An 18,655-nucleotide genomic window follows, 5' to 3' on the forward strand; every position below is an offset into this window, starting at 1 on the left:
GATGGACCGCAAGACGTACACCGCGAAGGTCGCCGAGCTGCGCCCGCTGCGCGAGGAGATCGGCAAGGCCGAGAAGACGGTCGTGGCCGCGCAGGCCGCGCTCGACAAGCTCAACCAGCAGCGCGCCCGCCGGATCAGCGAACTCGCGGGGTACGAGGGCGCCCAGGCGCCGGCCATCGCGAAGGCCTCGGGCCTGTCGGTCGGCGACGTGGTGCGGATCGCTCCGCTGCTGGACCCGACTCCGGCCGCCGTCCGCACCACCAGGGCCGACGACCAGACCGCTGCCGCTGAGCCCGCCCCGGCACCCGTGGCCGCGTCGGTCGCCGAGCCCGTTGCCGCGGTGGCTCCGGTGCTGACCCGTCCGGCCGCCGTACTTGAGCAGCCGGCCCCGGCCCCGGCCGAGGTCGAGGACCGGGCCGTCGTCGAGCAGTCGGCCCCGGCCGCTCCCGCTGTTGCTGTGCCGGTTGTCCCGGCGGCTCCGGTCGCTCCGGTCGTTGCTGCGCCGGGTCCGGTGGTTGAGGCCGGTCCGCGCGAGCTGCCGTTTTTCCCGGAGGGCCCGGCCGGTGCGCGGTTCGAGGCCGTCACCAGCGGCCTGGTCTCCAAGCGCCCGAACTTCGTCCAGCAGGCCCGCTCCACGGTGTTCCTGGACGCGGCGGCCGGCATGCTCGCGGTCCGCGACCAGGTCGTCCGGGTCGACCTCGGCGCCCGCACGCCCGGGGAGATCCTGGACGCCGTCCTCACCACGGCCCCGGGTACGGAGCGGGTCTACATCACTGCCGGCGCCCCGTGGCACGACGGCGCCGAGCGCTACTCCACGCTCAAGGACGCCGTCGCGGCCTGGCTCAACACCCCCAGCGAGCGGTGGACCACCGCCGTCGGATCCGGCCGGGACAAGCTCGCCGGGCACTTCGTCCACCAGCGCCAGCCCGTCGGCCGCTACGCCCCCGCCGCCGCGCCCGACAGCGGCACCACCGAGATCCGGAGCATGGGGGAGTGGTTCGACCCGGACGGCGCCGACGTCGTCACCTGCCGGGACGCGTTCCGGCTGCTGTGGCAGGCGCTGCGCCGGCACTGGGACGACGCGGTGTTGATGGGCTCGCCGTCGCAGACGGGCCGGGATCTGTGGTCGCGCACGATCCCGACGACGGGCAAGTGGGCCGGGGGCTATCCGGTCCTGTCCGAGGAGCTGCGGGGTCTGCTGCACGCGACGGGTGGTCAGGGGCGTACCGAGCTGATCCTGCCGCCTTGGGTGCCGGAGCAGCTTCCGGCGCTGGTGGAGTACGACCGGACGTTCGCCTACGCGAAGCACCTGTGGAAGTCCCCGGTCGGCACACCGCGCCGGATCACCGCAGCCGCGTTCGCCGCCATGACCGAGGCCGAGCAGACCAAGGCGCTGATGTCCTGCTCGCACTGGAACGTGCGCGTCACCGTCCCGGCCGGCTGGAACCACGTCGGCCTGCTCCCGGCCCCGGTCACCGGCGACCGCGCCTGGGTCTACTCGTCCGAGCCCGGCACCACGTTCACCACGTGGGCGGGCGGCGCCGAGGTCCACCTCGCGCTGTCCAACCACCTGATGCCGTGGAAGGTCGAGATCCTCGGCGGCCTGCTCTTCGAGGACGGCAAGCCGCTCGACGACTGGGGCAAGCGCCTCAAGGCCGCCTGGGCGGACCTGACCAACCTCTCCAAGCTGCACGGCGACGAGCGGCAGCGCACCGCTGCCTACCTCGCCTCCCGGGCTGTCCGCTCGGTGCTGCTGTTCGGCCTGGGCGGGTTCGCCCAGCGCCCGCGCCTGGTCTCCGGCACCACCCCCATCGGTGAGACCCTCCCCGCCGGGGTGGAGATCCTCGGTCAGGACGACCAGGTGGTGACCTGGCAGCGGCAGGCCGGGTTCTCCCGCGACCCGTACGCGCACCCCGAGTGGGCCGCCTACGTGTGGTCGGGGGCGCGGGCGGCGCTGCTGGACATGAAGTACCGACAGGGCAAGGAGGTCATCGGCTACGCCGGTGCCCTGCACGCCAGGCCCGGCACGGTCGTGTACTTCGGCACGGACGGCATCGCGCTGACCGAGCGCCAGCCCTGGCCGTACCGGGGCGAGCCGGGGGACTACCTCCTCAAGGGCCACCTGACCGGGCCCGTCGAGCACCCGGCCAGCCAGGAGCAGTACCTCAAGCTGCGCGGCCTGGGCCGCGCCGAACTCGCCGCCGGAGGTGACCGGTGAGCCCGGCCGACCCGACCAACCCGAACGAGGCCGCCCGCCTGACCCAGGAGCTGATCGACCAGGGCTACACCAGGCGCCAGGTCGCCAGGATGCTGGGCCGCGACGCCTCCCTCGTGTCGCAGTTCTTCACCAAGGGCAAGGGCGCCAGCATGGTCAATGCCCTGCGCCAGATGGTGCGGGCCGTCCGGGGCGGCGAGCGGGACACCGAGGCGCTGGCCGGCATCGCCGAGGCGAACACCACCCGCCGCCGCACCAAGACCGGGCAGAAGGCTCGCGTGCGGGGCAAGGACACTGTCGGCACCCCGGGGGAGTCGATGGCCGGCCGCGCAGGGAAGCAGGCCATCCGCTCCGGCGCCTCCCACCTGGCCCCGGTTGTGCACGAGACCGGCCAGGCCGGCGGCCGCCTCGCCTTCACCGTCCGGATGAAGGCTGACCAGTACATCTACTCGGCCGGGTCGGAGAAGGACTCCGGCGGCATCCGGCGCGGGTTCATCCCCCGCTCCGACGGCACCGAGGAGCGCACCTACGGCTCCGCCTCCAGCGGCGGGTTCGACGCCGCCGAATGGTCCCAGCGCGTCGCCGACCACCACGGCGACGTCACCGAGGCCATGAAGGAGTGGCTGGTGGAGACCGGCCGCGCCGTCGAGGACGCCGACATCGCGTACCTGGAGGTGAGGGGCTGGATCCCCGAGTAGCGGCTCCCGGTCGGCCTCTCCCCAACCATGACCTGGCCCCGGGGAGAGGCCGCCCCGGCCCCGACCCTGCCACACCACCCCGCACCGCACCGCACCCGCCCCGGCAGAACAGGAGACGCACCGCCGTGGAGACCACGACCACCACCGCCACCGAGGCCGCCGTATCGGCCGGGCTGCGCGCCCACGCCGTACCGCCGCTCCCGGCGCAGCCGTCCTCCGGGACCACCGCGGTGGTGAATCCGCTGCCGCTGCACTGGTTCCAGAAGGAGGCGGTGACGGCCGCGGTGCGCGAGATCAAGGACGGCGGCCGGGTCACGATCGTGGCCGCGACCGGCTCCGGCAAGACCCTCATCGCCGCCGGTTGCGCCCGCCGCGTCGCCGCGCGCGGCCGGGTGCTGGTGTTCGTGCCGACGATCGAGCTGCTGGAGCAGACCGCTGAGGCGTGGTCGCTGCGGGGCGGGCGCCGCGGGCTGGCCATCGCGGCGTGTTCGCGGGAGGAGGCGATGGAGAGTGCGGAGGCCGGCGGGCGGATCGACGCGGCCGTGACCACCCAGGCCGCGCGGATCGCTGACCTGGTCGCCTCCGCGAAGGCGGGCGAGCCCGTCACCGTCTACGCCACCTACGCTTCCATGGAGCGGATCACCGCCGCGCACCGGCAGTTCGGCCTGCCCGCCTGGGACCTGGTGGTCATCGACGAGGCCCACCGCACCGCCGGTGTCGAGGGCAAGGCGTGGGGCGCCGTCCACGACGACGCGAAGATCCCGACCAAGCGCCGCGGCTACTTCACCGCCACCCCCAGGGTCGCCGACGACTCCAAGGCCAAGGCCGGCCTGGACGACCTCACCGGCGAGGCCTTGCCCGCGCTGGTCTCCATGACGGACACCAGTATCTACGGCAAGATCGCGTACGAGTGGACCCTCGGCCAGGGCATCGAGCACGGCTACCTCGCCGACTACCGGGTGCTCGTGCCGGTGGTGACGGACGAGGACCTGCGCGAGCTGCTCAACCTGCCCGCCATCGCCGACCTGCGCTCGCAGCGCTCCAACGAGGAGCTGCTGCGCCTGGCGCTGCAGATCGCGGTGCTGCGGGCGGTCGCCGACCTTGGCCTGCGCCGGGTCATCACCTTCCACTCGCGGGTGACGGCGGCGCGGGAGTTCGCCGGCACGCTGATGGAGACCGCGCAGCTGCTGGAGGACAAGGACCGGCCGGAGCGGATCTGGGCGAAGGCGGTGGCCGGCACCGACCGTCTCAAGGACCGCCGCCAGGCGTTCACCGAGTTCAAGGCCCACACCGGCGAGGACGGCGAGGAGTGCGGCATCCTCTGCAACGCCCGCCTCCTGTCCGAGGGCATCGACGTCCGGGCGGTGGACGCGGTGTGCTTCGCCGACCCGAAGTCCAGCGTCATCGACATCGTCCAGGCCGTCGGCCGCGCGCTGCGACAGTCCTACCGGCAGGGCAAGGTCTCCTGGGTCATCATCCCGGTCTACCTGCCGACCCCGGAGGTCGGGGACGACACCGCCACCGCGGACCCGGCCGAGGTTCACGACGCCGGCGAGGCTGTCAAGGCGGAGGCCGACGCCGAGATCGAAGCCTCCTCCTTCCGCACGATCTGGCGGGTTCTGCGGGCCCTTGCGGCGCACGACGCCCGGGTGGTCGGCCGGATCACCGAGCTGCGCACCAGCCGCACGCAGACCCAGCACACCACCACGACGCAGGCCACGGAGAAGGCGGAGGCCGGCACCGGCGAAGGCCAGGAGCAGCCGGCCCCGGCCGAGTCGCCGATCGAGTGGCTACGGATCAACGCCCGGCACCACGCGGGCGCGATCCTCCAGGCGGTGAAGCTGCGGGCGTTCAACCCGCGCGCCGTCGAGTGGCAGCGCATGCACGCCGTGGCCACCGCGTTCCACGTCGAGCACGGCCACCTCGACCCCACCGACAAGGCGAAGCACGCCGAGCTGATCTCCTGGCTCACCCGCCAGCGCCACCTCAACGGCCAAGGCCTCCTTGATGCCGCCCGCGTCAGCGAGTTGGACGCGCTCGGCATGATCTGGTCGAAGAACGCCAACGCCTGGGAACGCGGCTACGCCTACGCCAAGGCCTTCCACCACCAGCACGGCCACCTGGCGATCCCCGCCACGGCGAAGCTCGACGACTACGCGGTGGGCGCGTGGATACGCCGCCAGCGCAAGGCCGAGAACCTCACCAAGGACCAGGTCGCCAAACTCGACGCGCTGGACGAGCTGTGGCGCCTGGAGCCGGACTGGAATCGCTCCTACCGCCGCCTGCTCGCCTACCTCGCCGGAGGCGGCACCCTCGACGGCCCGGCGAACCGCACCGGCCTTGGCGACGACCCGACCTTCCGCCCCGGCACGTGGCTGCGCAAGCAGGACAAGGGCCGCACCGACGGCAAGCTGACCGACCACCAGACCGCGCTCCTGGACGCGCTCACCCGGCACGCCGAGACCGTCATCGGCTGACCCGCCCCGCCAGACCCCGCCGCACCCGGAGGGCTGGAGCTGGCCCCATGCAGCAGCCGGCCCGCGCCCGCCGACCGGGACCTGGGCCGCCCGGTCCTCGACTCCCCGCCGGTGCGCGGCGCGACGTGGCTGCGCTGGAGTGGCCACGACGGCATCAGCACCCTCCACCAGGGCGCCGACCTGGCCCGCGGCTGGACCGAGAAGGACGTCGACGGCCTGGACGGCTGGGTGGCCCTGGTGGAGGGCCGGATCGTCCTCGGCGCCGGCCCGGGTGGTGGCCTGCCGGAGCCCGTCGTCATCGCGGGGTGCCCGTTCGGCTCGGTGCGGAGCCCACATGCTCCGCGCGGTCGCCGAACTGAACCCCGCACACCTTGGCGGATCCCTTGGTGATTAGCCCCTCCAGCGCAACGATCACGTAACGGGCCTCACCAAGGTGCGCGGCCGATACCTTGACGGTCCACCAAAGTGGGACCGGAATCGATAGTTGGCCTTGGGAAGAGGCGGTTGGCCACAGCACCTCAATGGATACAGCGTGTAGTCGACAGCGTGTATGCGGCCCAGGCCGCGGACGAAACCCACGCGGCTGACGCCGCACTGGCGTCCAATTCTCGGCGTAGGCGAACCAGTCCCGCCGACCTGAGCCGCTCGGTGTGAACAACGGCGCTCGCCCGGGTGGTGGTCTGGTGGGTGGCTCACGGGTCGTCGGTCGGCACAGCGGAGTGGTGGCGATATCCGGTCCTGGATGGTGAAAGTCAGCTGCGGCGCCTGGTCGGAGGGGCCTACCGTTGGCTGGTGACCGAACTGTGGACCACACTGTCCGAGCGTGAGAGTACATCCGCCGCCCCATTGCGAGACGGCGTGCCGGCAGGTCTTGAGGGCCCGCTCAGAGAGTGGGTGTACGGCGCCGCCCGTAAGCGTGGCCACGCCGCCGCGCGGGTGGCCGTACGCTGCAACATCGACCTGCGGGCCGAGGACATGGGCTCTGAGGACGTTGACCATGCCGAGCGTCTGGCATACCGGACACCGGCCAATCAACTACTGGATGCTGTCGATGCGCTGCTCGGGCTCATCGGGCCGGGGCCGATGACACCGCCCCCCAGCGGGAGCATCACGTGGTACGGGGCGCTCCACATGCTGCAGCAGGCACCCGCCTGGGCCGCTCGTTCGCAGCTGCAGCAGCTCCTGAACGATTCCCGATCCCTCTATACCGTCCGAGCGGACGGCCAGGCGCTCGCCCGGCGAACCGACCCAGCGGTGGCCGCCCTCTTGGCTACCGCTGCTGAGGCCGCCGACCAGCCAGAGCGTGGATCGGCGACCCGTCATCTTCGGCAGGCCAGCGACGCCGCGTATGCACTGAAGCCTGACCCAGTGAAGGCGTACAGCGAGGCGATCAAGGCGGTGGAGGCCGCAGCCCACACCACCATGCAACCAAACCACCCCAAGGCCACACTGGGCACGATGCTCGGCGAGCTCCGCCAGGTCCGCGGCAGGCTCACCGTCCCACTCTTGGGCAAGAACGCCACCGAGGGCATTGAGACGGTCGAGAAGATGATGGAGCTGCTGTGGACGGGGCAGACCAGCCGCCACGGCAACCTGCAGAACACCAGGGATGAGACGGTAGACGAAGCCACTATGGCGGTACACATCGCAGCCACCCTGGTCCAGATGTTTGCGTCGGGGGCCGTACGCCGCTCCTGACCGGCTTCGTCAGTCTCGGCCCGGACCCCACCCGGTTCACCTGCCCAGGTGTCCACCCGAGCTCGAATATTTCTGGCGTTCCTCAACTCCCGGGTCGGCCCGAAAAGGTTCGAGTTGAGCGAGACAGAAGGCCGGCGGTTCCGCCGTCCCGGCACGAAACTGCGCTTCAGCGCGCTGATGACGGAACGATAGGTCGTCGGCGCGGTGCGGTGCGTGGGCTTGCTCTGCGACGGCTTCCCAGTTCCGCCGGGCTACGGCGATCCTGCTCGTCCAGGCCGCGGACGGAACCCACGCGGCTAACGCCGCACGCTTCCTCGGGTTCCTCCCGGACTCCTTTCGCGGCCGGACCCCTGAGCCTCGTGCCGGCAACTGGAAGCGCGAGCGCAGTGCAGTTGCTCGGCATCAGGGGTTGAGGCAGAACCCTTTCTTGCGGCATAGGCCACGAACTAGGCTGCCCCCATGATCCAGTCACGCAGTGGTGTTTGGTGGACCGACGACGATCCCAGCGTCCGAGTGCCCGGCACGCTCTCTCGGACTCCCGACCAGTGGCAGTTGGACCTCATCGGTACTCTGCGGGTCAATCACCAGTGGAGCGACAGTCTTTCCCTTGTACCGCCGGTGACCATTTATGGCGCTTGCTCGGGACGCCGCTACACGCTGCGAGTCAGCTACCTCGTGCGCACGACTGGTCCAAATTTCATATGGGACAAGGAGGACCAGGCAGATAATCAGTTCTCCCAGACCTGGATCGGTTCCAGTCTCCTGGCTGGCGACGCCCTACCCGAGGCGACGATCTACACTGGCGCTACTTTCGAGCTGACCGGACTGTCGGAGTGGTGGCCGTTCTCTGGCATCGCGCAGGACACTCCAGTCGGGGAGTCGGTCGGCTACGGACGACTGGAACCAACTGTTGTCAACTGCGGCAACGGAATGACGATCACGCTAGCGGCAATGGGAAGCGAGCGGGCCAGCAGGCGGGTTCGCGCTTTGAGTGAATACGTCGTCGTGGGAGTTGAGCGTGATTCAGGGTTCACGCTCGAAGAGCTGATGGAGCAAGCAGTGATACCACTGCAATCGCTTCTCGCAATCACTCTTGACCGCCCTGTCGAGTACTTCAATTTGCGCCTTCAACCGCGCCGCGAGACTAGCGCGGAGCACGCGGGCTTCGACGACTACATGCCGATCTCCTTCGACCCCGGGGTGATAGACGAGGATGTCGAGCGGGAGTCGATAGGACTGGATCCCTTCTTCACCGCGAAGGACGTTCAGGCGGAAGAGTTTATTGCGAACTGGGTCGGGATCGCTTCACGGGCTGTCGTCCCGGTCGCCGTTGCCTCATCCCGCAGCCGGATCGGCTCGCTCCCGATTGGAGTTGTGGAAGCGGTCAACGCCGCTGAGTCGCTCCACCGTGAATTGCACCCCGAGCCGCAGCCGTCGGATTTCGCAGAGAAGGTCGGCAAGGCGCTGAAGACCGCTGGCGGCCTGGACAGCAAGGAACGCAGAAAGGTCAAATCCGCCGTGAAAATCACCGAGGTGAGCCTGGAGTCGAGGCTCCTGCAGCTGACCTCGGAACTGGGTGATGAATTCTGCCTCTGGTTCTACCAAAGGCAGGCCAAGGAGTGGGCGTCGGTTTCGGCTGCCGTTCGCAATGCGCTTAGTCACGGATATCGCACCACCCACCGGGTCGAGCATGACCGGGGAGCCCTGAACGGCATCCTTGTCGTCACGCTGGCGACCATCCGACTGAGGCTCCTGACGGAAGCCGGCCTTCCGAAGGATTACGAACTCCAGAAGATTCTCACAAAAAATCATCGGTACCTCGCCCTGATGCGACAGTCGGTGGCCGATTGGCGTTCCCTGCAGGCTTCCATGGGCTCCTAGCTTGGCGGCGGTGGGTCGCAATCCGTTCCGCATCGATCACGATCTGTCGCCTCCTCGGGGTGTTCGGGTTCGCCGTGCTGTTGGCGGTCATCTTGAACAAGGCGATGAGCCTGGTCATGGTGGTCCCCGCTCTGCCGGCCCGGCTGGCCTCGGTGTCGTTCACGGACCTCGGTGATCACCGGTCGGTTGCGGTGAACCTGCTGGCCGGGAGCCTGGTCGGGGGCGTCCTGGGCGGTCAAGATGCGCTCGGCGATCCTCTACAAGGTCCTCGCGGTGCTGATGGTCGGCATGGCCGGAGCGCTCATGCTCACCCACACCACGTCGGTGGGCTCGCTGGAGCTCGCCGGCCCGGTTCGGGTCGTCGCGGGCTTGGTGGCCGGGTTCGGCATCGTCGTCGTCGCGGGAGTTTGGCCTGCACCTGTACTACCAGGACGGGTGGCTGGCCGGCATCGCGGTCGACGCCCTGCGTGGACCGCAGGCCACCATCGAGGGCACCGCGCTCGTCGGCCGTGCTCCCTCCGTGGTGGGGCAGTGGATGGAGGAACGCGACCCCGAGCTCTCGTACATGAGTCTGGGCGTGCCCCGATCGGACTCCATGGGTGTGGTGATCAACGTCCAGCGGGCGGGCGACCGCCTTCTCACCCGGCCGGTGTTCTTCCCCGCCGAGGCGCTCGACGACCCCCTCCACTGGTTCCCGCAGACGGCCTGGGAGATCCACGACTGAGCGTCCCCGAAGACATGTGACGTGGGCCTGTATTACAAGTCTGACCAGGTGCTATGTGGCCCGGCTGGGCCCGTTCCGGCCGGACGGCTGGGTGGCCGTCAGGCCGTCCTGGAGGTCGCTGTGGTGGTCGGTGCTGCCTGCTGGCCGCCCGTCCGGGCGCGTGCGGCAGGCCTTCGCCGGCCCCTGCTGCCGTGGCCGGGCGTTCGCCCGCCGCCGATCGAACAACATGCACGTCAGACCTGTCCAGGAGGGCCGGTGGGTGTGGGAGGCCCGGTGAAGGACACACTGTCCGACGCCGAGAGACGGGATGTACTGGTGCGGCAGATCCTGCCGCACTGGACCAAGGGCACCGCCGGCCAGGAGCGGCCGGTCGTCGTGCTCGTCGCAGGCCAGCCCGGCGCGGGCAAGTCCACGCTCGCCGACCTGGTGCACGTCGTGCTCGACGCGCGCGGCGGGGCGGTGCGGATCGGCAGCGACCTGTACAAGGACGTCCACCGCCGCTACCGCACGCTGCTGGAGCGGGACGTGCGGACGGCGGGCGCAGAGGTGCGCCCCGATGAGCGCTGGTGGCAGGCCGCCGTCCTGGTGCGCGAGCTGGCGGCGTGCGGGGAGTTCACGGTGGCCGAAGTTCTGGACGCGGCGGTCGACGCGGCCATCGGTGCCGGGCTGCTGGCCCTGAACGACGCGGGCACGGCGTCCGATCTGAGCATGATGGCTGAGCAGTGCCTGGGAGCCGTCCCGTACCTGGTGCTCGCGGTGGCCCTGGCATCCGCCGACCTCGACTGAGCCGGGGCCCGCTCGGCCCGTCCTACAGCTCCGTCCACCCGCACGCCCGCCCGCTGCTGCTGAGCGGGTGCCAGACCGGGGCGGCTGGTCCGCGCTGGACCAGGTCCTCGATCGGGGCGGCGCCGGCCGGGACGGCGGCCAGCATCTCGGCGACGGCCGGGTTCTCCTCGGCGGCCAGGCGCAGGTCCGCCACCGCGCCGCGCACCCCGGCGGCCGCCGTGCCGACCAGGACCACCAGCAGCCGCGGGAACGCTCGCCAGCGGCGCTCCCATGCCCGACCCCGGCCGTCCGGGCCCGACTGCTCCCACAGGGCGGCGCAGGCCGTCAGCTGCGCCGCGGTCTCCTCGGCGCCGACCCCGGGGCGGTGCCGTTCGACGAACGCCCGCAGCCGGTGCCGCTCCTCGCCGGTGCCGGCGGTGTAGGCGAGCTCGGCGGCGGGTCGGTACATCCCGCCTTCGCCGGCGGGCAGCGCCCGGCCGGGCAGGAGGTCGAGCGGGCCGCAGTCCTCGCCGCGCTCCCGGGCGTCGGCGACGAAGGCGGTGTGGATCCGGCCGACGTCGAGCAGGTGCTCGCGACCGTGCCTCACGGCGAGCTGCTCGCCGTCCGGCGTCTGGGCGTCCGTGCTGCGGGCCTCGGGGAAGGTGGCCGCCACCGCTGCGCCCTGGGTGGTGAGGTGCCAGGCCTTCGTCCGGCCGGCCTGCGGCAGGGTCACGAACTCGGCCAGGCCATCGGCGTACAGGCGGGTCAGCCGCTTCTGGGTCTGCTTGATCCCGGCGGTTCCGCCGTGCAGCTGGTGGAGCTGCTCGGCGGTCGCCAGGGTGAAGCGGTGAAGCGTGACCAGGACGTCGTGGTCGGTCTCCAGATCCCCGTGCACGAATGTGCTCCTTCAGTCCGAAGCGCGGGCTTATCCCGTGCTCGGAGAATGGAACCCCACGAAACTCACCGGATTTCTCACCACCAAGGTTGGTAGTCCATAACGATCTGATAACTCTCGCTACCAAGGTATCCCGCGTTCTTGCCGGTCCGAAATGCGGTCCGTAATCCCGTCCGCCAACCGGTCCCGACCTCGGGGCCCTCGTCGGACCGGTCGGCACGTCTCTGACCTGCTGGGATGATCATCAAGGTTGCCTGGTGAGTTTCCTTGATGGCCTATCAAGGAAACTCACCAATGCCTTGGTGGGCCTGGTGAGTTTGCCGGACCGCTTCCGTTCCCCCTGCCGTTTCCCCCTCCGCTGCCCCTACCGGCCACCTCGCACCCGAGAGGCGAATCCGCCCAGCTCAGCGCCCGAATCCGGGCCGCCACCGCATTCTGACAACCCTCTTCTCCCGTCTTTCTGCTTTTGGTTTTGGTTTGTGGTTGTCGGTTGGTCGGTTCGGGTTGTTGCACCTGCGGTGGGCCTTTCCTTTTCTCGCGTCCGGCTGGTGCCGGCCGCTCGCTGGTCGAGGGGTAGCGGCGGGGCCGGATCAGGGGTGGCGGGAGAGGGCGCGGCGCGCGGGCCGACAACGGGCTTGGCCGCTGTCGGGAGCGCCGGATATCCCTCAGAGGCAGCCAGCCGACCACGACCCTCGGGAGACGTCCGTGAGTACCCGTCAGAGCCTTGCCCAGCCCGACGACAACGACGACCAGGCCGACGCCGTCGAACCCCCGCAGCCGACCCGGCCGGGACGGACCGCGTACCGACGTGGCGCCGCCAACCCGAACGGCTCGACCACCGCGCTGCGGGCCGATGTCCTCGGCGCGCTCGGTGTCCTCAAGGTCGCTACCGCCGACCAGCTCCAGCGCCTGCTGCGCCCCGGGGTGGCGTCGAACAAGGCGATCCGGCAGGCGCTCGGCGACCTCGCGCTGCACGGCCTGGTCGCCTCCGACGGCAACACCAAGGACCGACACAAGACCTGGCGGCTGGAAGGCGCCGCCGGGCTGGACGCGGCCGCCGCCGTGCTCGGGATGGTCCGCTCGGAGATGGGCGGCACCGCCCGGGGCGCGGGGCGCTCCGGCGCGCAGCACGCGATGGCGGTCAACGAGACGATCGCCGCGTTCGTCCTGGGCGGCAGCGCGTCCGGGGCCGCGGGTGGGGTCGGCACGGTGCGCTCCTGGTCGACCGAGACGGAGTTCCTGCTGCCGGGCGGCAAGCGCAAGGTGCGCCCGGACGGTGTGTGGCAGGCCCCGGAGATCGGGGTGCCGGTGCTGATGGTCGAGGTCGACCGCTCGACCATGGCCCCGGCCGGCGTCGCCGCGAAGTTCCCCCGGTACCGCGAGCTGTTCCGCACCAAGGTTCGCGACAACGACCCGGCCCTCGCCAGCCAGGAGCCGGCCGACCGCACGGTGCACTGGTGGCGCCGGGCCTACCCGGGCCACATCCGCGCCGGGTACCCGCCGGTCGCCCTGGTCGTCACCGGCGCCGGTCCGGTGGCGCTGGCCAACCGCCAGGAGAACGTTGCCAAGCTGTCGGCCGAGGTCTGGGGCGGGCAGTGGTGCACGGTGCACCGGGACGACAACGGTGGGGACGGGTGGCGTGAGTACGACGATGCCGTGCCGGTCGTGGCCACGACGCTGGAGCTGCTGGCCGAGCACGGCCCTCTCGGCCCCGTGTGGTGGCGCTACGGCCGTCCCGGACGGCACTCCCTGCTCGACGCGCTCGACAACCCCAACAACCGCGCCGCCTACGACCAGCGCCAGAAAGCCCGGGAGAGGAAGGCCCGTCAGGACCACTGCGACCTGATGCGGACCCTCGCCTGCGCCGACTGCGGCCAGGTCCCCAAGCAGGAGAGCACCTACGAATACGGGCTCCACGGACAGTGGACCCGCCGCCCCGGCGGCCGCTGCTACCCCTGCCACCAGGAACACACCCAGCTCCTGGAACAGGAGGCCCAGGAGCAGCTGGAGGCCGCCCGTACCGCGAACGCCGCGCTACGCCCGTGCTGGACGTGTCGGGGTTCGATCGGCGGGAAGGAGGGTTCGGTGCTGGAGCTGCGGGAGAAGGCCGACCCTGATCGGCTGGAGTGCCGGCAGTGCGTCAGCGACCGGGAGACGGACGAACTGGGCTTGCTGGTGCTGCCGGTCCCGACCAAGCGCGAGCTGGTGGCCGCGCTGGTCTCCGCCCCGGACGATCCGTGGTGGGAGGTGCGGGTGCTGCACGCCAAGCTCTACCCGGGGAGGGGCCGCCGGGTGTGACCCTGGTGGCGCGGACGGCGCTCGGTCACCGCCAGCTTCGGACCGACCAGGCTGGAAGCAGCCCGTACCGCGAACGCCGCGCTGCGCCCGTGCTGGACGTGGAGGGGCTCGATCGGGGGGGAGGGGGCTCGAAGCTGGATCTGCGGGAGACGACCGGCCCCGACGGCCGCCGCCTGCCGGCTCGACCTGACCGCCCGGCGACTGCGCCTTCGCATCCAACCCCCCTCGTCCTCGGCGCTTCACTTGGCACGCACTGCGTTCTCGGCTCCGCCACCGTCGGCCGCGTCGCGTAGTACGGCGTAGGCGTCCAGGAGTTCGTCGTCCTGTGGCCGCGACAGCCGTCCCCGGTCCTCGGCCGGGGCGAACCGCGCGTGCCAGGTGCGGTCACGGGTGACCCACACAGCCGAGCCCGGCGAATCGGGGAACTGGTCGGCGGTGATGTCCACGATCAGGCCCTCTCGCTCCAGCAAGGCGTGCCTCTCCGGCAGCGCAGGCTGATCGGACATCCGGCAGGGTGCGGATCCAGGAGTCGGGCGCTGAGGGTTCGATTGGTGGGGAGGAGGGTTCGGAGCTGGAGTTGTGGGGGAAGGCCGGGCGGGACTGGCCGGAGTGCCCGCAGTGCGCCCGGGACCGGTCCGAGAAGGACAGAGGCCTGCTGGTGCTGCCGCCCCCGCACGTGCCGGGACCACTCCCGTTGCCGACGACGGGCAGCGAAAAGCCCGCCATCTCGTCGGGCCGGCACTGCCTGACCGAGGCGTTGGAGAACCCGAACAACCGCGCTGCCTACGACCGGCGCCGGGCCGTCCGGGAGGATGAGCAGCAGAAGGCCCACCGGGAGCGGACGGACTCCCTGGCCTGCGTGGAGTGCGGCGATGGGCTGGAGGAGGAGAGCACCTGGGTGTGCATCGGACGCCAAAGGGACCGCGGCCCGCAAGGCTGCTGCTGGACCTGCCATGACGCTGGCTGGCGCTGTGCGGAACGTTACGGCTGGTCTCGGCGGCTGAGACGGTAGATGAGGTAGGTGATCCCCAGGATGATGTCGACTGCCGCCCAAAGCCCGACGATCAAGCCGATGCCGATGGTCGTGCCCACATGTCCTGCGTTGATGCAATTGGTGAAGTCCTGGCCGGTCAGGCCGGCGCAGCTCTTGCCGGCTGATCTGGTGCTGTTCACGGAGCCGGTGATGATCCAGATCACGAACAACGCCTGAACAGCGAGGAAGATCCACAGGAACAGCCTGCGAGGCTCGCGGGGCCGAGGCGGCGAGGGGCTGGCTCCCTTGTCCCAGCGGGTCCAACCGCCATCGACACCGGGTGGCGGCGTCCCGGGTCGAGAATTTTCGGAAGGTCGCTGTTCGGACATTGCTGCCTCCGTCGGAGACGAGTGGTCCTGCTTTCAGGAAGCCACTCGGCCGAGCCCGAGTCAACCACCTCGCTTACTGGACCCGCCGTCCCGGCGGCCGCTGCTGGCCCTGCCACCAGGAACACACCCAGCGCCTGGAACAGGAGGCCCAGGAGCAGCTGGAGGCCGCCCGTACCGCGAACGCCGCGCTACGCCCGTGCTGGACGTGCCGGGGCTCGATCGGCGGGAAGGCCGGCTCGAAGCTGGAGCTGGGCCGAGGAGGCCGCCCGTACCGCGAACGCCGCGTTGCGCCCGTGTTGGACGTGCCGGGGTTCGATCGGGGGAAGGCCGGCTCCTCGCTTGTCGGTGGTCGTCGCGCTCCGGAGACGTGTGCTCGGGTGTCGGTGACGGGTCATAGGGTGCGGCGGGTGACGACGACTTCTGGCCCTTACCCGGGTCTTCCCGTGCCGCTTCCCGATGTCCTGCCGGATCCGTGGGCGCTGGTGCGGGGCACGGATTGGCCTTTGCTGGGTACCGCGTACGGGACCGCGGAAGGGCTTCCCCGGGTACTGGCCCCGCTCCTGGGCTCGGGCCTGACTGCGGAGGAGACTGGGCGGGTGCTCAATGCGCTGGAGCCGGTGCAGCACCAGAACACGATTTACGAGGCGACCGCGCCCGTGGCGTTGGGTGTCGCGGCGGTCCTGGCCCGCCGCGCTGAGCATTACCGCGGGGCAGCGGACAAAGTCTGTGCTCTGCTGCTGGGCTGGCTGGCCGGTATCGCCTGGGACAGTGACGACGCCTGTGTTGCGGCCCATCAGCGGTACTTCGAGGAGGACTTCCTCGAGAGCTACCCGCCCATGGCGGCCCTGCGTGCCCTCAGGCCAGTGCTGTTCCAGGCGGTGGCTCCGTTCCTCGACGACCCCGACGCCACGGTCGCCGAGGAGGCGTTGTGCGCCGCTCTGGCGTTCGCGGAACACCCCGACCTGTCCGGGCACCGTGACAGCCTGGTCGGCCGCGCCCGACGTCTTCTGCTCGTCTGCGACACGCGGTGGCGTCGTCGGCAGGCCCTTGACGCCCTGACCGCGTGGGGCCACGACACCGCCGGCCTCGCCCGGCCTGGTGATGACGACCGTAGCCCATACCTCCCCAGCTCCGCCTGGCCTCATGGCGACGGCGATCCTGACAACCCGCCCTTCTGACCGTCCCAGCACACGAAGGGTTCGGAGCTGGAGTGGCGGGAGAAGGCCGGGCCGGACCGGCTGGAGTGCCCCGAGTGCGTACGGGTCCGCGCCGCGAAGGGCTTGGGCCCGCTGGTGCTGCCCGCCAAGCTCTACCCGGCGAGGGGCCGCCGAGTGTGACCTGTTATCTGCTGTGGGCATGAAATGGCCTCATAGGCCTAGTTGTCTGGACCTTTGGTTGGACCTGTTGAAGCGTTCTATGGGTCGGCGGCCGGGCTGTTTTTGTGACTGTGTGTGATGGTTGATGGGGTCAGAGGCTGGGTCGGCCCGCTTGAGGGCCGGTGGGGCATTGTTGGATGTGGATTCGGGGTTGAATTCCGTCCGGTATTCCGCCTGGTTGTTTCGGCGGATTGGGCGCTGGGTTGTGGTATGAATTCGGGCTTGATTTGCGGGTCGGGGGTTGGTGTTCGGTTTGGTGGTGCCGGGCTGGGCGCTTCTCGATAGTTTGCCGCCGTCCGGGTCGTTCCGGCCTGCTGCGCCGCTGCCTGCCCGCTGCCCGCCTGCTGCGCCGCCGTCCCGGCCGGGTGGTGGGGGCCAGTGCTGGGTGGCCGTCAGGCCGCCCTGGAGAACGTCCAGGCGCTGTCCGGGAGTGCTCGGCGGGCCGACCCGCCGGGTGCGGGCTGTGTCCCGGCCCGTCCGCTGCGCCCGAGGTTCAGGCTGGGCGGTGTCCTGGATGCCTGCGGATGTCGGTGGTGTCGGGGAGAGTGTTGATCATGTTTGAGGAGTGGTGGCGTGTTCAGCCAGACGAGGATCGTGTGCAGTGGGTGCTGGAGTCGTTCACGTCCGTGGGGCCGTTGCGTTTCGGTATGAGTGCTGACGAGGTGACGGCCGCGATGAGCGCTCTCACCGGGGACACCGAGCACCGGACGTGGACCAGCGGGCCGGGAGACGACACCTGGAAGGTCTGTGAGGGCAGGTACCGGGAGTTCGGCCTGCACCTGTACTACCGGAACGAGCGGTTGTCCGGTGTCGCGGTCGACGCCTTGTGCGGGCCGCAGGTCACCGTGGAGGGCACCGCGCTCGTGGGCCGGACTCCCTCAGAGGTGGGGCAGTGGATGGAGGAACGCGACGCCGAGGTGTCGTACATGAGCCTGGGCGTGCCCCGGTCGGACCTCCTGGGCGTGGTGGTCAACGTCCAGCGGGCGCACGACCGTCTGCTCACCCGGCCGGTGTTCTTCCCCGCGGAGGCCCTCGACGACCTCCCTCACTGGTTCCCGCAGAGGGCCTGGGAGATCCACGGCTGAGCGCTACACCGCGATGTGCGGTACGGGAGCGCACTGCATCGGTCTGCCCGGTGGGCCGGCCCCGGCAGCTCCCCGCCGCTGACGCGATTCTCTGGGGCGGCCGCCGCGCCCCTCTCTGTCGGCCTGGCTCGGTGTTCGGTTTGGTGTCGCTGTTTCGGGAATTGATCGGTTGACGATGGTCGGGATTTTCTGTGCGGTCGGGAAGGGCGGTTGACGTGTCGGCGTGGAGGGCCGTAGACCCCTTTCCGGAATGCCTGAATTCGATTCCCCGCCGCTGCGCCTCGAAATTGGTTCTGATTGCTGCTAGAAAGGGAGCGGGAGGGAATTCGGATTCCCGCTGGGAGTGCGGCAGGAAAGAGCCGTGATGGACGGTTTCCGCGAGGTTGCCTGTTCGCCTCCAGCGCCTGCCAGGGAATCGGTAGGATAGTGGCTGCGCGGAAGCCGGTGGAACGTCTCCGGATACGCTTCAGATTCCGGTCCGGAGTGTGCGGTTGAGGGCCCGTCAGGCACCACCGTGCGGGGCGTCCGTGAGGGCCCGCCACCGGAGCCGGGGAGACCGAGCCGGACCGGTGGGCCCGGAGGTTGCTCCCGAGGGCCGCAGGCCCCGCCCCAGAGGCGTCGGATGGGCCGCCAGCCCAGCAACCACATGGTGGAACAGCCCCGAGCACCCCACAGGCCGGGACCGAGGGAGGGCCCCCGGGGGTGGGGTTGTGACTGATACCGGAAGTCCGCGACACATCGTCAACGCCGAGGGGCCGCAGGCCCCGGCCGGCACCCCGCCCGATCGGAGGGATGGGCCACTACCCGAATTTCGCGTCACATCGTCAACGCCCACCCCCGGGCGCAACCCGGGAAACCCTGCCAGCCAATCGGCCCGTAGGGCCGTGAAAACACCAGCCGAACAAGACCGGAAAGGCGACCGATTGACGGGCCGTAGGCCCGGGGAAAACACCGCCGGAAAGGCGGAGCGCAGCGACGCCCCACGCCCGCTCCATCGGCGCGTGCCGCGCCCACGAATTCGCCACCGGCGAATTCCCCCAACCACCCACCCGCCTGCCGAGGCGCAGCCGAGGCCAACGCCACGCATGGTGACGGCGTAGCCGGCACCCCCGCACCTGGCGGTGCGTCAGCACCGCCTGAGGAGCCGTCAGGCGACGATTAAGCCGCAGGCTTCCGCCCCC

At 70.4% G+C, this 18,655-nt stretch carries 14 protein-coding genes; 11 read left to right on the forward strand and 3 right to left on the reverse strand.

Annotation, left to right across the window (positions count from 1 at the left end; genetic code table 11):
• Position 1: 1 nt before the first annotated feature.
• The 8 genes from J5Y04_RS31565 (at position 2) to J5Y04_RS31600 (ending at position 10,479) form a co-directional block, all read left to right on the forward strand.
• The gene (locus tag J5Y04_RS31565; protein ID WP_209415819.1) at positions 2–2,218 is read left to right on the forward strand and encodes a hypothetical protein; all 2,217 of its coding nucleotides are present in this window, start codon (positions 2–4) and stop codon (positions 2,216–2,218) included.
• Positions 2,215–2,913 carry a helix-turn-helix domain containing protein gene (locus J5Y04_RS31570; RefSeq protein WP_209415820.1) on the forward strand — a complete coding sequence of 233 codons (699 nt, stop codon included), beginning with the start codon at positions 2,215–2,217 and terminating at the stop codon, positions 2,911–2,913. Before J5Y04_RS31565 ends, J5Y04_RS31570 begins: the two co-directional genes overlap by 4 nt.
• Positions 2,914–3,038: 125 nt before the next feature.
• Positions 3,039–5,390 carry a DEAD/DEAH box helicase gene (locus J5Y04_RS31575; RefSeq protein ID WP_209415821.1) on the forward strand — a complete coding sequence of 784 codons (2,352 nt, stop codon included), beginning with the start codon at positions 3,039–3,041 and terminating at the stop codon, positions 5,388–5,390.
• 111 nt (positions 5,391–5,501) lie between these two features.
• Complete coding sequence (locus J5Y04_RS31580; protein ID WP_209415822.1) at positions 5,502–5,780, forward strand: hypothetical protein; 279 nt, start codon at positions 5,502–5,504, stop codon at positions 5,778–5,780.
• 402 nt (positions 5,781–6,182) lie between these two features.
• Positions 6,183–7,088 carry a hypothetical protein gene (locus J5Y04_RS31585; protein ID WP_209415823.1) on the forward strand — a complete coding sequence of 302 codons (906 nt, stop codon included), beginning with the start codon at positions 6,183–6,185 and terminating at the stop codon, positions 7,086–7,088.
• A 459-nt stretch (positions 7,089–7,547) separates the two neighbouring features.
• Positions 7,548–8,969, forward strand: a complete 1,422-nt coding sequence (locus tag J5Y04_RS31590; protein ID WP_209415824.1) for a HEPN domain-containing protein — start codon at positions 7,548–7,550, stop codon at positions 8,967–8,969.
• Between the two features lie 535 nt (positions 8,970–9,504).
• Complete coding sequence (locus J5Y04_RS31595; protein ID WP_209415825.1) at positions 9,505–9,693, forward strand: hypothetical protein; 189 nt, start codon at positions 9,505–9,507, stop codon at positions 9,691–9,693.
• 273 nt (positions 9,694–9,966) lie between these two features.
• Positions 9,967–10,479 carry a zeta toxin family protein gene (locus J5Y04_RS31600; RefSeq protein WP_307853389.1) on the forward strand — a complete coding sequence of 171 codons (513 nt, stop codon included), beginning with the start codon at positions 9,967–9,969 and terminating at the stop codon, positions 10,477–10,479.
• 22 nt (positions 10,480–10,501) lie between these two features.
• Here J5Y04_RS31600 and J5Y04_RS31605 read toward each other — a convergent pair whose 3' ends face one another.
• Positions 10,502–11,353, reverse strand: coding sequence for a replication-relaxation family protein (locus J5Y04_RS31605; RefSeq protein WP_209415826.1), 852 nt, complete (start codon positions 11,351–11,353; stop codon positions 10,502–10,504).
• 705 nt (positions 11,354–12,058) lie between these two features.
• Between J5Y04_RS31605 and J5Y04_RS31610 the strand changes: the two genes are divergently transcribed.
• Complete coding sequence (locus J5Y04_RS31610; RefSeq protein ID WP_209415827.1) at positions 12,059–13,651, forward strand: replication-relaxation family protein; 1,593 nt, start codon at positions 12,059–12,061, stop codon at positions 13,649–13,651.
• A 239-nt stretch (positions 13,652–13,890) separates the two neighbouring features.
• On the opposite strand, the gene J5Y04_RS31615 is transcribed toward J5Y04_RS31610, so the two are convergent.
• Both J5Y04_RS31615 and J5Y04_RS31620 read right to left on the reverse strand, forming a co-directional pair.
• Complete coding sequence (locus tag J5Y04_RS31615; RefSeq protein WP_209415828.1) at positions 13,891–14,157, reverse strand: hypothetical protein; 267 nt, start codon at positions 14,155–14,157, stop codon at positions 13,891–13,893.
• A 475-nt stretch (positions 14,158–14,632) separates the two neighbouring features.
• On the reverse strand, positions 14,633–15,013 hold the full coding sequence (locus J5Y04_RS31620) for a hypothetical protein (protein ID WP_209415829.1): 381 nt from the start codon (positions 15,011–15,013) through the stop codon (positions 14,633–14,635).
• Between the two features lie 596 nt (positions 15,014–15,609).
• On the opposite strand from J5Y04_RS31620, the gene J5Y04_RS31625 reads away from it, so the two are divergent.
• Positions 15,610–16,191, forward strand: coding sequence for a hypothetical protein (locus tag J5Y04_RS31625; protein ID WP_209415830.1), 582 nt, complete (start codon positions 15,610–15,612; stop codon positions 16,189–16,191).
• A gap of 845 nt (positions 16,192–17,036) precedes the next feature.
• Positions 17,037–17,474, forward strand: coding sequence for a hypothetical protein (locus tag J5Y04_RS31630; protein ID WP_209415831.1), 438 nt, complete (start codon positions 17,037–17,039; stop codon positions 17,472–17,474).
• Positions 17,475–18,655: the final 1,181 nt, after the last annotated feature.

The sequence above is a fragment of the Kitasatospora sp. RG8 genome (assembly GCF_017813315.1).
Classification (GTDB): Bacteria; Actinomycetota; Actinomycetes; order Streptomycetales; family Streptomycetaceae; genus Kitasatospora.

Excerpts from the sequence above, each read along its gene's own strand:
- J5Y04_RS31565 (WP_209415819.1), top strand. The coding sequence starts at position 2 with ATGGACCGCAAGACGTACACCGCGAAGGTCGCCGAGCTGCGCCCGCTG.
- J5Y04_RS31590 (WP_209415824.1), top strand. The coding sequence starts at position 7,548 with ATGATCCAGTCACGCAGTGGTGTTTGGTGGACCGACGACGATCCCAGC.
- J5Y04_RS31595 (WP_209415825.1), top strand. The coding sequence starts at position 9,505 with ATGGAGGAACGCGACCCCGAGCTCTCGTACATGAGTCTGGGCGTGCCC.
- J5Y04_RS31615 (WP_209415828.1), bottom strand. The coding sequence starts at position 14,157 with ATGTCCGATCAGCCTGCGCTGCCGGAGAGGCACGCCTTGCTGGAGCGA.
- J5Y04_RS31620 (WP_209415829.1), bottom strand. The coding sequence starts at position 15,013 with ATGTCCGAACAGCGACCTTCCGAAAATTCTCGACCCGGGACGCCGCCA.
- J5Y04_RS31630 (WP_209415831.1), top strand. The coding sequence starts at position 17,037 with ATGAGTGCTGACGAGGTGACGGCCGCGATGAGCGCTCTCACCGGGGAC.